The organism is Methylobacterium sp. ME121, assembly GCF_000974725.1.
Classification (GTDB): Bacteria; Pseudomonadota; Alphaproteobacteria; order Rhizobiales; family Beijerinckiaceae; genus Methylobacterium; species Methylobacterium radiotolerans.
Genome location: NZ_BBUX01000029.1, coordinates 55,272 through 68,451, shown reverse-complemented (window position 1 = coordinate 68,451; position 13,180 = coordinate 55,272). Strand labels below are relative to the sequence as shown.

General features: G+C 73.3%; 12 protein-coding genes and 1 pseudogene. 11 read left to right on the top strand and 2 right to left on the bottom strand.

The genetic code is table 11. The features are described from left to right. The 4 genes and pseudogenes from ME121_RS18505 to ME121_RS33795 form a co-directional block, all read left to right on the top strand. A pseudogene (locus ME121_RS18505) lies at nt 1-156 on the top strand (chemotaxis protein CheW); the annotation flags it as partial. Between the two features lie 13 nt (nt 157-169). After that, on the top strand, nt 170-1,018 hold the full coding sequence (locus tag ME121_RS18500; RefSeq protein WP_012321730.1) for a CheR family methyltransferase: 849 nt from the start codon (nt 170-172) through the stop codon (nt 1,016-1,018). Then, nucleotides 1,015-2,100: a protein-glutamate methylesterase/protein-glutamine glutaminase gene (locus tag ME121_RS18495; RefSeq protein ID WP_012321731.1), complete on the top strand. Its 1,086-nt coding sequence runs from the start codon at nt 1,015-1,017 to the stop codon at nt 2,098-2,100. The genes ME121_RS18500 and ME121_RS18495 overlap by 4 nt, the downstream gene beginning before the upstream one ends. Before the next feature lie 29 nt (nt 2,101-2,129). Beyond that, nucleotides 2,130-2,567 (top strand): hypothetical protein, encoded by a 438-nt coding sequence (locus tag ME121_RS33795; protein ID WP_206406886.1) that lies wholly within the window; start codon nt 2,130-2,132, stop codon nt 2,565-2,567. Between the two features lie 188 nt (nt 2,568-2,755). On the opposite strand, the gene ME121_RS18485 is transcribed toward ME121_RS33795, so the two are convergent. Next, nucleotides 2,756-4,015, bottom strand: a complete 1,260-nt coding sequence (locus ME121_RS18485) for a D-amino acid dehydrogenase (RefSeq protein WP_024828562.1) — start codon at nt 4,013-4,015, stop codon at nt 2,756-2,758. 8 nt (nt 4,016-4,023) lie between these two features. Further along, a complete protein-coding gene (alr, locus tag ME121_RS18480; protein ID WP_089231848.1) occupies nt 4,024-5,157 on the bottom strand; it encodes an alanine racemase in 1,134 nt (377 codons plus the stop codon). Nucleotides 5,158-5,304: 147 nt separating this feature from the next. On the opposite strand from alr, the gene ME121_RS18475 reads away from it, so the two are divergent. The 7 genes from ME121_RS18475 (at nt 5,305) to ME121_RS18445 (ending at nt 13,154) form a co-directional block, all read left to right on the top strand. After that, nucleotides 5,305-5,754, top strand: coding sequence for an Lrp/AsnC family transcriptional regulator (locus ME121_RS18475; protein ID WP_059409412.1), 450 nt, complete (start codon nt 5,305-5,307; stop codon nt 5,752-5,754). 14 nt (nt 5,755-5,768) lie between these two features. Then, entirely contained in the window at nt 5,769-7,007 is a 1,239-nt protein-coding gene (locus ME121_RS18470; protein ID WP_059409411.1) for an amidohydrolase, read from the top strand. Then, complete coding sequence (locus tag ME121_RS18465; protein WP_012321736.1) at nt 7,004-7,915, top strand: LysR family transcriptional regulator; 912 nt, start codon at nt 7,004-7,006, stop codon at nt 7,913-7,915. The genes ME121_RS18470 and ME121_RS18465 overlap by 4 nt, the downstream gene beginning before the upstream one ends. A gap of 101 nt (nt 7,916-8,016) precedes the next feature. Further along, nucleotides 8,017-8,901, top strand: coding sequence for an NAD(P)-dependent oxidoreductase (locus ME121_RS18460; protein ID WP_059409410.1), 885 nt, complete (start codon nt 8,017-8,019; stop codon nt 8,899-8,901). Further along, nucleotides 8,901-10,439: an aldehyde dehydrogenase family protein gene (locus tag ME121_RS18455; protein WP_053621888.1), complete on the top strand. Its 1,539-nt coding sequence runs from the start codon at nt 8,901-8,903 to the stop codon at nt 10,437-10,439. Before ME121_RS18460 ends, ME121_RS18455 begins: the two co-directional genes overlap by 1 nt. Nucleotides 10,440-10,539: 100 nt before the next feature. Continuing rightward, a complete protein-coding gene (locus ME121_RS18450) occupies nt 10,540-11,922 on the top strand; it encodes a DUF3100 domain-containing protein (RefSeq protein ID WP_058606311.1) in 1,383 nt (460 codons plus the stop codon). Between the two features lie 77 nt (nt 11,923-11,999). Next, a complete protein-coding gene (locus ME121_RS18445; RefSeq protein ID WP_059409409.1) occupies nt 12,000-13,154 on the top strand; it encodes a M20 aminoacylase family protein in 1,155 nt (384 codons plus the stop codon). The last annotated feature ends 26 nt before the right edge of the window (nt 13,155-13,180 follow it).

Sequence of the window (13,180 nt, the reverse complement as noted above, 5' to 3'; positions counted from 1 at the left end):
CCCGAGGTCGGCGGGCGCTGGAACGCGCGCTACATCGCGGGCATCGGCCGCCGGGGCGAGGCGTTCGTGGTCGTGTTCGACCTCGTCGCGCTCATGGACGGCGACGGCCCGGCGCTGGCCGCACCCTCGCAGGCCGCACCCTCGCAGGCCGCCTGAGGGATCCACCACCATGGAGGCCGATCCGGGTCACCTGAGCGACCGGCACTTCCGCTCCGTCGCCGACCTCATCCAGCAGCACGTCGGCATCCAGCTCCCGCCGGCCAAGCGCACCATGGTCGAGGGCCGGCTGCGCAAGCGCATGCGCGCCCTCGATCTCCCGACCCTGGAGGCCTATGGCCGCCACCTGTTCGAGGCCGGCCATCTCGCGGACGAGTTCCCGCACCTCGTCGACTGCGTGACGACGAACAAGACCGACTTCTTCCGCGAGCCCGCGCATTTCGACCTGCTGCGCACGACGATCGTGCCGCGGCTGGCGGCGCGGGGCGACCGGCCGCTGCTCAAGGTCTGGAGCGCGGCGGCCTCGACGGGGGCCGAGGCCTACACGCTGGCGATGGTCCTGCACGACATGGCCGCCGACCGATTCCGCTACGCCATCCTCGGGACGGACATCTCGTCGGAGGTGCTCGACCGCGCCCGCACGGCGATCTACCCGGAGGAGATGCTGGCCGCCGTGCCGCCGGACCTGCGGCGGCGCTACGTGATGGTCGCGCGCGACCGGGCCCGGCGCGAGGGGCGGATCGTGCCGGAGCTGCGCGCCCGGGTGCGGTTCCAGCAGCTCAACCTGATGGACGAGGTCTACCCGATCGACCGGGACGTCGACCTCGTCTTCTGCCGCAACGTGCTGATCTATTTCGACAAGCCGACCCAGAAGGCCGTGGTCGCGCGTCTGGCCGCGCATCTGCGCCCCGGCGGCTACCTGATCGTCGGCCATTCCGAGTCCATGGCGGGCGTCGGCGTGGCGGGCCTCGACCAGGTCTCCTCCACCGTCTTCAGCAAGCTGAGGGAATCCAGCCGGTGAGCGCGTCCCGACCGATCCGCGTCCTCGTGGTCGACGACTCGGCCTCCGTCCGCCAGACCCTGTGCAGCATCCTGGAGACGGCGCCCGACATCGAGATCCTGGGAACGGCCGCCGATCCGTTCATCGCCGCCCGCCGGATCCAGGAGGAGATCCCGGACGTCATCATCCTCGATCTCGAGATGCCCCGCATGGACGGACTGACCTTCCTGCGGAAGATCATGGCGCAGAAGCCGCTCCCGGTGATCGTCTGCTCGACCCTGACCGGGGCGGGCTCCCGGATGCTGTTCGAGGTCCTGGAGGCGGGGGCCGTCGACGTGCTGCCGAAGCCGCGGGTCGACACGCGTCAGTTCCTGCTCGAGTCCACCGTCCGGGTCTGCGACGCGGTCCGGGCGGCCGCGCGGGCCAAGCTGCGCGGGAGCCGGCCGCCCCGGCAGCTGGTCGAGGCGAAGCTCTCGGCCGACGCCGTCCTGCCGCCGCCCGTCCCCGGTCGCGTGGTGGTCGAGACCGACCGGATCGTCTGCATCGGCGCGTCGACGGGTGGGACGGAGGCCCTGCGCGACGTGCTCGAGGTGCTGCCCGCCGAGTCCCCCGGCCTCGTCATCGTGCAGCACATGCCGGAGCATTTCACGGCGGCGTTCGCCAAGCGCCTGAACGGCCTCTGCGCGATCACCGTCAAGGAGGCGGAGGACGGCGATCCCGTGATGCGGGGCCGCGCCCTGATCGCCCCCGGCGGGCGTCACCTCATGGTCGAGCGCCGGGGCGGCAGCTACGCGGTGTCGGTGAAGGATGGTCCTCTCGTCGCGCGCCATCGCCCGTCGGTCGACGTCCTGTTCCGGTCGGCCGCCCGGGCGGCGGCCGCGAACGCCCTCGGCATCCTCCTGACCGGCATGGGCGACGACGGCGCCAATGGCCTGCTGGAGATGCGCCGGGCCGGAGCGCAGACGGTCGCACAGGACGAGGCGAGCTGCGTCGTGTTCGGGATGCCCAAGGAGGCGATCGACCGCGGCGCGGCCGCCAAGGTCCTGCCGCTCGAGCAGATGCACCTGGAGATCCGGCGCTTCGGCCTGTCCGCGGCGCGCTGAGGCCGGGGCCGGACTCAGGACGGGTCGCGTTGCCCGGACTGCGCCTCGGCCATCGCCCGGCGCCCGCGCGCGCGGCTGGACGGTCGAGCCGCTCCGCGACGCGTCCCGCGGGTGCCCGTCTTCACCGACCGGGCCCCGGGAGGCTCCTGGCTCCCGCCGCGCCGCGCGCCGCGCTGGACAACCTGCCCGGGGCGGTCACCCTCGTCCCGCGTTCCGGCATCCAGCAGGTCCTGAACGCCGGGCGGGTGATCGGGCACGCGGAACAGGCGGGCCAGCCCGTCGGCGACGCCCCGGAGAACGGCGTCCGCCTGCTCGTGATCTTCCTGGCCCTGTACGACGATGAAACTCATCTGCGCACCCGGATCGTTCGTTCAGATCCTAAACTCGATCCGGTGCGAGGGGTTGCCCGAGTCTGTCAGAAGTTATGCCGCGATGTCGTGATTCCGCCATTCATGGACATCATGTAATCAACCGGTGGTCGTATCGCGATGAATAATGAATGACCGTGCCGGGGTCGCGAACATGCCTCGCGGTGACTCGCGGCGCATTTTTCAACGCAGAGTCATGTCTCGTTCTGCACTGCGCGGGGCAGGGTTGTGCTGGTGCGCAACGACACGCGTCGCGCGGCGCGCCGGCGTTGCCATGACCGCGCGGCTCACGCGGCGTAGCGGTCGAGCGCCAGATCGTCGCTCGCGATCTCGGGGGCGCGGCCGGACACGAGGTCGGCGAGCAGGCGGCCCGAGCCGCAGGCCATGGTCCAGCCCAGCGTGCCGTGACCGGTGTTGGTGAACAGGTTCCCGACCCGCGTGCCCCCGACGATCGGCGTGCCGTCCGGCGTCATCGGCCGCAGGCCGGTCCAGAACGAGGCGCGGTCGAGATCGCCGCCGGCCGGGAACAGGTCCTGCACCGAGCGCGCGAGGGTCTCGCGGCGCGGCCCGCGCAGGGCGTTGCTGAAGCCGGCGAGCTCGGCGGTGCCGCCGACGCGGATGCGGTCGCCCAGCCGGGTGATCGCGACCTTGTAGGTCTCGTCCATCACCGTCGAGACCGGCGCGGCCTCCGCGTCGGTGATCGGCAGCGTCAGGGAGTAGCCCTTCACCGGGTAGACCGGCAGGGCGATCCCGAGGGGGCGCAGCAGGGCCGGCGTGTAGCTGCCCAGCGCCGCCACGTAGGCGTCCGCCCGCAGAAGCGCCCCGTCGGCGGTCTCGACCGCCGTCACCCGGTCGCCGGCGTGATGCAGCCGCGCGATCGCCGTGCCGTAGCGGAAGGTCACGCCGAGGCTCTCGCAGAGCGCGGCGAGGCGCTGTGTGAACAGGTGCGCGTCGCCGGTCTCGTCGCCCGGCAGCCGCAGGCCGCCGACGAAGACGTCGCGCACGGCGGCGAGTGCCGGCTCGGCCGCGATGCAGCCGGCCGGATCCAGCACCGTGTAGGGAACGCCGTAGGCGTCGAGGACGCGGGTGTCGTCGCCGACATGGTCGAGCTGCTTCCGCGTCCGGAAGAGCTGCAGCGTGCCCTTCTCCCGGTGATCGTAGGCGATGCCGGTCTCGGTGCGCAGGTCGCGCAGCGCGTCGCGGCTGTACTCGGCCAGCCGCACCATGCGGCCCTTGTTCCGCCGGTAGGCCTCCTCGGTGCAGTTCGCGAGCATGCGCGTGAGCCACGCGTAGAGGCGGGGCTCCAGCCGCGGCCACAGCACCAGGGGCCGGTGCCGCATCATCAGCCACCTGAGCGCCTTCACGGGGATCCCGGGCGCCGCCCAGGGGGCCGAGTAGCCCGGCGAGACCTGGCCGGCATTGGCGAAGCTGGTCTCCAGGCCGGCGCCGGGCTGGCGCTCCAGCACGGTGACCTGATGGCCGGCCCGGGCGAGGTAGTAGGCCGAGGTGACGCCGACGACGCCGCCGCCGAGGATGAGCACGTGCATGGCGGGCCTCAGGCTCCGAGATAGACGCGGTGGAAGCGGTGGCCGAGGTTGGTCAGGACCTCGTAGCCGATCGTGCCGGCCGCGGCGGCGGCGGCGTCGACGTCGCGCTCCGGCCCGACGATGTCGACGAGCGCGCCCGGGCCGAGGGTGCCGGGCGCCGCGTCGGTGACGTCGAGGACGAGGCTGTCCATCGAGACGCGCCCGACCACCGGCAGGCGAACGCCGCCGAACCACGCCGCGCCGCCCGCCGTGCTGCGGAAGAACCCGTCGGCGTAGCCGATCGCGACCGTGGCGAGGCGGCTGTCCCGGGCGACCGTGGCCGCGTGCCCGTAGCCGACCGGCGTCCCCGCCGGGACGCTGCGCGTCTGCATCACCCGGGCCCGCAGCCCGATCACCGGCCGCATCGGGTTCGGCGCGCCCTCCTGCGGGGCGATCCCGTAGAGGGCGGCGCCGGGGCGCACCAGGTCGAAGTGGAAGTCCGGACCGAGGAAGATCCCCGACGAGGCCGCGAGGCTCGCCGGCACCGCGGGCAGGCGCCGGCGGACGGCCCGGAAGACGGACAGCTGCGCCGCGTTGACCGGGCTGTCCGGCTCGCCCGCGCAGGCGAGGTGGCTCATCACCAGCCGCAGGTCGAGGCCCGCGAGGGCGTCCGGCCGGTCGAGCAGCGCGCCGACTTCGTCCGGCGCGAAGCCGAAGCGGGCCATGCCGGTGTCGACCTGGAGGATCGCGGGCAGGCGCCGCGCGCGCCGTCGGGCCAGGCTCTGCCAGCCGTCGAGCTGGGAACGGTCGTTCAGGACGGGCACGAGGTCGTGGATTGCGCAGGTCGCCTCGCTGCCCGGGGCGGCGCCGTTGAGCACGACGATCACCGCGCCGGGTCCGAGGATCGACCGGAGCGCCACGCCCTCGCCGACCTGGGCGACGAAGAAGTGCCGGCAGCCCGCGGCGGCCAGAACCGGCGCGACCCGGTCGGCGCCGAGCCCGTAGGCGTCCGCCTTGACGACGGCCGCGCAGGTCGCGGTCCCCGCCCGGGCGGCGAGCAGGCGGTAATTCTCCGCGAGGGCCGCGAGATTGATCGTGAGGAGTGCGGAGGCCGTCCCGGCCGGGCCCGCATCGGGCCGGAGATCGCGATCGATCATGCTCATGGCGGCCCTCGGGACAGCGCTCGGATGCAGTGCCGGAAGGCTACACGGAGGATCGTCGAATGAGCGTGCGTCCTGTCGAAGACATTTGAATGTGAAGCTTGGCTGTGCAAGTTTCTGCGGCCTCTTCGAAGATCCTGCGAGTCGCGCGTGGACGAGATCGACCGCCGCATCATCCAGGCCCTGCGCGGCGACGGCCGGATCAGCAACGCGAATCTCGCCGCGGCGGTCGGCCTGTCGGCCTCGGCCTGCCACCGCCGCGTGCGGCTGCTGGAGGAATCCGGGATCATCCGGGGCTACACGGCGCTGATCGGCGGCGCGGTCGACGGGCCGGGCCTCGTGGTCCTCACCCAGTTCACCCTGGACCGCCAGACCGAGGATTATCTCAACCGGTTCGAGGCGGCCGTCCGGCGCTGTCCCGAGGTGCAGGATTGCTATCTGATGACCGGGACAGCCGATTACCTCGTGAAGCTCAAGGTGATCGACGCGGCCGATTACGAGCGGCTGCACAAGGATGTGCTGTCGCGGCTGCCGGGGGTCGCCCGGCTGCAGTCGAGCTTCGCCATCCGGACCGTCGTGGCGGCGGGCCGGCCGCTCTGAAGGAAGCCCCCGCCATGACGTCGATCGCCGAACCGCCCGCGGACGCTCCCTGCGACCTGCGCCTCAGCGACGCCGCGCTCGCCGACGGAAGCCGGGCAACCGTCGACATCCTGGGCGACCGCGTGGCGGCGCTGCGAGATCCCGGCGCGCCGCTGCCGCCCGCCGGCCGCACGATCGATCTCGGCGGCGCCCTGGTCTTGCCGGGCCTGACCGACGGGCACGTCCATCTCGACAAGTGCCTGCTCGGCCTCCCGTGGCGCCCGCACGCGGCGGCGGGGTCCGTCCGGGCGATCATCGACGACGAGAAGGCGTTCCGCCGCGCCACGCGGATCCCGCTCGCCGAGCAGGGCGCCGAGGCGCTGCTCGAACGCATGCTCCGCGGCGGCACGACGAGCCTGCGGACCCATGTCGACGTCGACGACGTCACGCGGCTCGACCACCTCGCCCAGATCCTCGACCTGCGGGCGCGCTGGTCCGACCGCCTGCAGATCCAGATCGTCGCCTTTCCGCAGAGCGGGATCCTGGGATGCCCGCCGGTCGCCGACGACCTGGACGCCGCCCTGCGGATGGGCGCGGACCTCGTCGGCGGCCTCGATCCCGTCGGCATCGACGGCGACCGCGACGGTCACCTGGACATCGTCTTCGCCCTGGCCGAGCGGCACGGAAGGGGCATCGACATCCATCTCCACGAGGGCGGTGCGGCCGGCCTCGACACGATCGCGGCGATCGCGGCCCGGACAATGGCGGCCGGGCTCGGCGGGCAGGTCACGATCAGCCACGCCTTCGCCCTGGCGGAGGCCGATGACCGGGAACTCGGCCGGATCGCGGAAGCCCTGAACAGGGCCGGCGTCGCGATCCTCAGCAGCGTCCCGGGCGGGGCCCGATGCCCGCCGATCCCGCGATTGCGGGCCCTCGGCGTCCCGGTCTGCTTCGGCACCGACAACGTCCGCGACTGCTGGAACCCCGCCACCGTCACCAGCATGGTGGCCCGCGCCCAGCTCGCCGCCTACCGGTTCGATCTGCGCGCCGATGCGGATCTCGCGGGGCTCCTCGACCCGATCACCGCCGTCCCGGCACGGGTGCTCGGCATCGGTCCGGGCGCGGTGGCGCCCGGCGCGCGGGCCGACCTGATCGCCTTCGCGGCCGGCGGCGTGCCGCAGGTGATCGTCGAGCGCCAGGAACCGGTGCTCGTCGTGGCGCGGGGCGCCGTCGCGGTCGACCGGCGCGGCGCCGCCGGGGACCCGCCGCCGTGAACGACCGCGCCCTGCGCTACCTGCTGGCCGTCGTGCGCGCGGGCTCGGTCCGGGCGGCCGCCGAGGTGCTGAACGTCGCCGCCTCGGCGGTGAGCCGGCAGATCATCGAGCTCGAGGCGCAGGTCGGCGAGACCCTGCTCGAGCGCCTGCCCCGGGGTGTCGTCCCCACCGAGGCCGGCCGTCTGGTCGCCGCGCACGCGCAGCGGCAGGCCGACGAGGCGGCGCTGCTGGAGGACCAGCTGAAGCGCCTGCGCGGGGTGCAGCGGGGCACGGTCAGCCTGCGCTGCGGCGCCGGCTTCCTGATCGACCTCCTCGACAATGCACTCGCCGGGTTCGCGCAGGACCATCCGGGCATCGCCTATCAGGTCGAGATCGGCACCACCGACGGGATCCTCGCGGCCATAGCCCGGGGGGACGCGGATATCGGCCTCGTCTACAACCCGCCCGCGCATCCGGATGTCCGCGGAATCGTCACCGCCCGGCAGCCGCTGCTCGCCATCCTGCCGAAAAACCATCCCCTCGCGGATGGATCGGCGCCGGTTCCGCTGCGCAGCTTCGCCACCGAGCCCGCCGCCCTCCTGCCGCCCGACCACGGGGTGCGCCAGCTGATCGGCCGCGTCGAGGCGGATGGCGGCTTCCGGCTGGTGCCGCGGCTGGAGACGGCGTCCTTCGAGCTGCATCGCCGCTTCGTCATGGCCGCGATGGGCGTCGCCTTCCTGCCCCGCTTCGTGGTCGCGGCCGAGCTGCGGGCCGACCTCCTCGACGCTGTGCCGCTGCGCGACAGCATCCTGTCCGAGGCGACCGCCCACCTCGTCATCCGGGCCGGGCGACGGCTGCCCGAGGGCGCGGCGCGCCTGCTAGGCTGGCTGGCCGACCACATGGTGGCGTTCCGTCCGCCACCGGCCTGACCCTACCGTGCTGGATTTCCGCACGTTACGTGCAAAAATCCATGATTGTAGCAACGCTCGTTTGCCGAGATCATCCTCCCGCACGGTGAGGACGGATCGGTATGACCATCGCAACGGTAGGGGTCGTCGGGCTCGGCAATATGGGTCTGGGCATGGCCGCGACCCTGGCCCGCAAGGGCTTCGCGGTCCTCGGCTACGACATCGACGCGGGCCGGCGCCCCGCTGCCGAGGCGGCCGGCGTCACCACCCTCGACGCCCTCAACGACGTGCTCCGCCGGGCCGACGCCCTGGTGTTCTCGCTGCCGCTGGCGCGGGACGTGGAGGCGGTGGTCACCGCGGAGGGCGGCCTCCTGTCCCGGACCGACCGGAAGGTCGTGGTGATCGACACCTCGACCTCGGATCCCGGCACGACACGGCGCCTCGCCGAGCGCCTCGCCGCGGCCGGTCACGCGCTCCTCGACGCCCCGGTGAGCGGCGGCCCGTCCGGCGCCGCCGAGGGCACCCTGACCATGATGATCGGCGGGACGCCAGCGGATTACGAACTGGCCCGTCCGGTCCTGGAGGCCATGTCGGCCCGCGCGCCCCACGTCGGGCCGTCCGGCGCCGGCAACATCGTCAAGCTCGTCAACAACCTGCTGGTGGCGGCCCATCTCGTGACCACCGGCGAGGCCCTGCGCCTGTCCGAGGCGGCGGGCCTCTCGGCCGAGGAGGCCGTCAAGGTCGTGAACACCGCGACCGGCCGCAGCGCGATCAGCGAGGTCATGGTCCCGCGCTGGGTCCAGTCCGGCACCTTCGACAGCGGCTTCTCGGCCGGCCTGATGCGCAAGGACGTGCGCCTCGCCCTCGAACTCGCCGCCGATTGCGGGATCGACCTGCCGCTTTCCGCCGAGGTGAAGCGGATCTGGCAGGCCACGCAGGCCGCCATCCCCGACGCGGCCGACTTCACCCGCATGGCCGATTACCGCGATCCCAAGGGAGCCCACTGATGTCCGGCACGCCGCACTCGCCCGCCGCCGATCGGGTCGCCGCCCTCCTGGCCGACCTGCTGCCGGGCGGCCGCATCGGCAGCGTCGTGGCCGGCGAGATCCTCGCCGGGACCGGCGCCGCCCTCGATCTCATCAACCCCGCCGACGGCGGCGTGCTCGCGACCTTCGCCGATGCCGGGCCGTCGGTCGTCGAGGCCGCCATGGCGGCGGCCCGCGACGCCCAGCGCGCGTGGTGGGGCATGAGCGCCGCCGCCCGCGGCCGCGCGCTGTGGGCGGTCGCCGCCCTGGTCCGGCAGCACGCCGCGGCTCTGGCCGAGCTGGAGACCCTCTCGGCCGGCAAGCCGATCCGCGACACGCGCGGCGAGGTCGCCAAGGTCGCCGAGATGTTCGAGTACTACGCCGGCTGGTGCGACAAGCTCCACGGCGACGTCATCCCGGTCCCGACCTCGCACCTGAACTACACCCGCCACGAGCCGTTCGGCACCGTGGTGCAGATCACCCCCTGGAACGCCCCGATCTTCACCGCGGGCTGGCAGATCGCGCCGGCGCTCTGCGCCGGCAACGCCGTGGTGCTGAAGCCCTCCGAGCTGACGCCCCTGACCTCGCTGGCGCTGGGCCTGCTCTGCGACCGGGCCGAGGGGATGCCCCGCGGCCTCGTCTCGGTGCTGGCGGGCGCCGGCCCGACCACCGGCGCCGCCGCGGTGGCCCATCCCGAGACCCGGCTGGTCGTGTTCGTCGGCTCGGCCGAGGCCGGTGCGCAGATCGCCGCCGCGGCGGCCCGCGCCATCGTGCCGAGCGTGCTGGAGCTCGGCGGCAAGTCGGCCAACATCGTGTTCGCCGACGCCGATCTCGACCGGGCGCTGATCGGCGCGCAGGCCGCGATCTTCGGTGGCGCCGGGCAGAGCTGCGTGGCCGGCTCCCGGCTCCTCGTGCACCGCTCGATCCACGCGTCCTTCGTCGAGCGCCTGTCCCACGCCGCCGCGCGCATCCCGGTCGGCGCGCCGGCCGACCCGGCGACGCAGATCGGCCCGATCAACAACCGGCGCCAGCGGGACAAGATCGCCGCCATGGTCGAGGCCGCCGCGGGGGCGGGGGCGACGATCGCGGCGGGCGGGGCCTGCCCCGCAGCCCTGCGGGACACGGGCGGCTTCTACTACGGCCCGACCATCGTGGACGGCGTCGCGCCGGACGCCGCGATCGCCCGGGAGGAGGTGTTCGGCCCGGTCCTGGCGGTCCTGCCGTTCGACGGCGAGGACGAGGCGGTCGCGCTGGCCAACGGCACGCCTTACGGCCTCGCCGGCGCGGTCTGGACCGGCGACGGCGGGCGCGGCCACCGGGTCGCGGCGGCGCTCCGGGCGGGCACCGTTTGGGTCAACGGCTACAAGACCATCAACGTGGCCTCGCCCTTCGGCGGCTTCGGCCGCTCGGGCTTCGGCCGCTCCTCGGGCCGCGAGGCGCTGATGGCCTACACCCAGACCAAGAGCGTCTGGGTCGAGACCGCCGCCGCGCCGGCCGTGACCTTCGGCTACGTGGGCTGAGCCCGACGCCGGGCGGACCGTTCGACAGGATCAGGCGACAAGACCGGCGATCGAGACCGGCAGGCGGAGCAACAGGCAGGCCCGAGCAGGGCAGGGGAGAATGACGATGGCGGGCGAACTCTATGCGGCGGAGGCGAGACCGGTCGCGCCCGCCGTCTCGGGCGGCGGGAAGCTGACGCTGTTCCTGCTCGCCCTGGTCATCGTCGTCATCGCGGAGGCGATCGGCAACGTCAGCATCCCGGTGGGGTCGGGCAAGATCGTGCTGCTCCCGCTGCTCTGGGCCCTGCTGCTGGGCGGCGCGCTGGGGCTGATGAGCCCGCGCCTACCCGCGCCGCTGCGGCTGTCGGGCGCCCTGCAGAACGCGGCCGGCGCCTATCTGCAGCCGGCGCTCCTGATCTTCATCGCCAAGCTCGGCCTGCTCGTCGGCGGGTCGCTGCCGAAGATCCTGGCCTCGGGCTGGGCCCTGGCGTTTCAGGAATTCGGCCACTTCTTCGGCACGATGGTGTTCGGCCTGCCGGTCGCCCTCCTGCTCGGCATCAAGCGCGAGGCGATCGGCGCGACCTTCTCGGTCGGCCGCGAGCCGAGCCTCGCCATCATCGGCGAGCGCTACGGCATGGATTCGCCGGAGGGGCGCGGCGTGCTGGCCGAGTACCTGACCGGCACGGTGTTCGGCGCGGTGTTCATCGCCCTGCTGGCCGGGCTGGTCACCAGCCTCGGGATCTTCAACCCGCTGGCGCTGGCGATGGGCGCCGGCGTCGGTTCCGGCAGCATGATGGCCGCGGCCTCGGGGGCGATCGCGGCCCAGCAGACGCCTGAGGTCGCCAAGGACGTCGCCACCTTCGCGGCGGCCAGCAACCTCGTCACCACCACGATCGGCACGTACTTCACGCTGTTCCTGTCGCTGCCCTTCACGATCTGGGCCTACGGCAAGCTGGAGCCGATCCTCGGCCGCAACCGGCCGGACGCCGCCCGCCCGGCGGCCGCCGACCCGCAGGGCGCCGCGCAGGCGGCCGCGCCGGCCCATCAGGAGGTGCGGATCGGCCTCGGCGAGACCGTGCTCGCCTGGATCCTGATCGGCGCCTACGGGCTCATCGGCAACTGGCTCACCTACGGCGTCGTCCCCGACGCGCAGGTCGTGGCCGGGATGGCGATCATCATCGGCACCGTGCTCGCCGGCTGGGGCCTCTACCTGCTCCTCGGCCGGCGCCTGCCCGCCGTCCTCTGGGTCTCGATCATCGGCATGGCGCTGACCTATCCCGGCACGCCCTACGCCGCCGAGATCGCCGCCCTGACCGGCAAGCTCAACTTCCTGGCGCTGGCCACGCCGATCCTGACCTTCGCGGGGCTCTCGGTCGCCAAGGACGTGCCCGCCTTCCGCCGCCTCGGCTGGCGGATCGTCGTGGTCTCGTTCATGGCCAATGCCGGGACCTTCCTCGGCGCGGTCCTGATCGCCCAGTTCTTCATGCACGCCCCGCTGGGGTGAACCGCCGCGCCGATCGGCGTAGGGTCCGGACGGGGGATCGAGGCGCTCCGGCAGCGCCGGCATTTGAGAGAGGTCGCATGGGCATCGAGGCGGAGACCGTGGAGCGGATGGTCGCGTGGCGGCGCGACCTGCACGCCCACCCCGAGCTGGCCTTCCAGGAGGTCCGCACGGCGGAGCTCGTCGCCCGGGAACTGGCCGCCTGCGGCCTCTCGGTGAAGACCGGGCTCGGCCGCACCGGCGTGGTCGGGACCCTGAGCCGGGGCGACGGGCCGACCGTCGGCCTGCGGGCCGACATGGACGCCCTGCCCATCCAGGAGGCGACGGGCGCGAGTTACGCCTCCCGGACGCCCGGCGTGATGCATGCCTGCGGGCACGACGGCCACGTGGCGATGCTGCTCGGCGCGGCGCGGCATCTCGCGTCGCGCACCGACCTCTCCGGCACGGTGCACTTCATCTTCCAGCCGGCGGAGGAGTGCGAGGGCGGCGGGCGCGCCATGGTCGAGGACGGCCTGTTCCGGCTGTTCCCGTGCGATTCCGTCTACGGCCTGCACAACTGGCCGGGCCTGCCGCTGGGGACCTTCGCGACCCGGGTCGGCGCCATCATGGCCTCCCTCGACACGTTCGAGATCACGGTCGCCGGGTTCGGGACCCACGCGGCCATGCCGGAGCGCGGCACCGACACGCTGGTGGTCGCTTCCGAGATCGTCCTCGCCCTGCAGACCATCGTGAGCCGCCGGATCGCGCCCACGGACCCGGTCGTGCTCAGCGTCACGCAGATCCACGGCGGCGACGCCTACAACGTCATCCCCGAGCGCGCGGTCATCCGCGGCACGGTCCGGTGCCTGGACGAGGCCGTGCGCAAGCGCGTCGCGGAGCTCGTCGCGGCCATCGCGGGCGGGACGGCCGGCACGCACGGCGCCCGCGCGGAGGTGGACTACCGGTTCGGGTACCCCGCCACCGTCAACACCGCCGACGCCGTCGGCACCGCCCTGGAGGCGGCCGGGACCGTGCCGGACATCACCGCGCGCCGCGGCGAGGTCGGACCCTCCATGGCGTCGGAGGATTTCGCCTACATGCTCCAGGCCTGTCCCGGCGCCTATGCCTGGATCGGGACCGACGGGGCGCAGCGGAGCCTGCCGCTCCACAATCCGGGCTACGACTTCAACGACGAGGCGCTGCCGGTCGGCGCCGCGTACTGGGCCGCGCTGGCGTCGCACAGCCTCAGGCCGTGAGGCGAGCGCTCTGAGGGACCGCCCGC

Bases quoted from the DNA above. Each gene is read 5' to 3' on its own strand.
- ME121_RS18470 (WP_059409411.1), top strand. From the start codon at position 5,769: ATGACGTCGATCGCCGAACCGCCCGCGGACGCTCCCTGCGACCTGCGC.
- ME121_RS18485 (WP_024828562.1), bottom strand. From the start codon at position 4,015: ATGCACGTGCTCATCCTCGGCGGCGGCGTCGTCGGCGTCACCTCGGCC.
- ME121_RS18460 (WP_059409410.1), top strand. From the start codon at position 8,017: ATGACCATCGCAACGGTAGGGGTCGTCGGGCTCGGCAATATGGGTCTG.
- ME121_RS18500 (WP_012321730.1), top strand. From the start codon at position 170: ATGGAGGCCGATCCGGGTCACCTGAGCGACCGGCACTTCCGCTCCGTC.
- alr (WP_089231848.1), bottom strand. From the start codon at position 5,157: ATGAGCATGATCGATCGCGATCTCCGGCCCGATGCGGGCCCGGCCGGG.
- ME121_RS18450 (WP_058606311.1), top strand. From the start codon at position 10,540: ATGACGATGGCGGGCGAACTCTATGCGGCGGAGGCGAGACCGGTCGCG.
- ME121_RS18445 (WP_059409409.1), top strand. From the start codon at position 12,000: ATGGGCATCGAGGCGGAGACCGTGGAGCGGATGGTCGCGTGGCGGCGC.
- ME121_RS18455 (WP_053621888.1), top strand. From the start codon at position 8,901: ATGTCCGGCACGCCGCACTCGCCCGCCGCCGATCGGGTCGCCGCCCTC.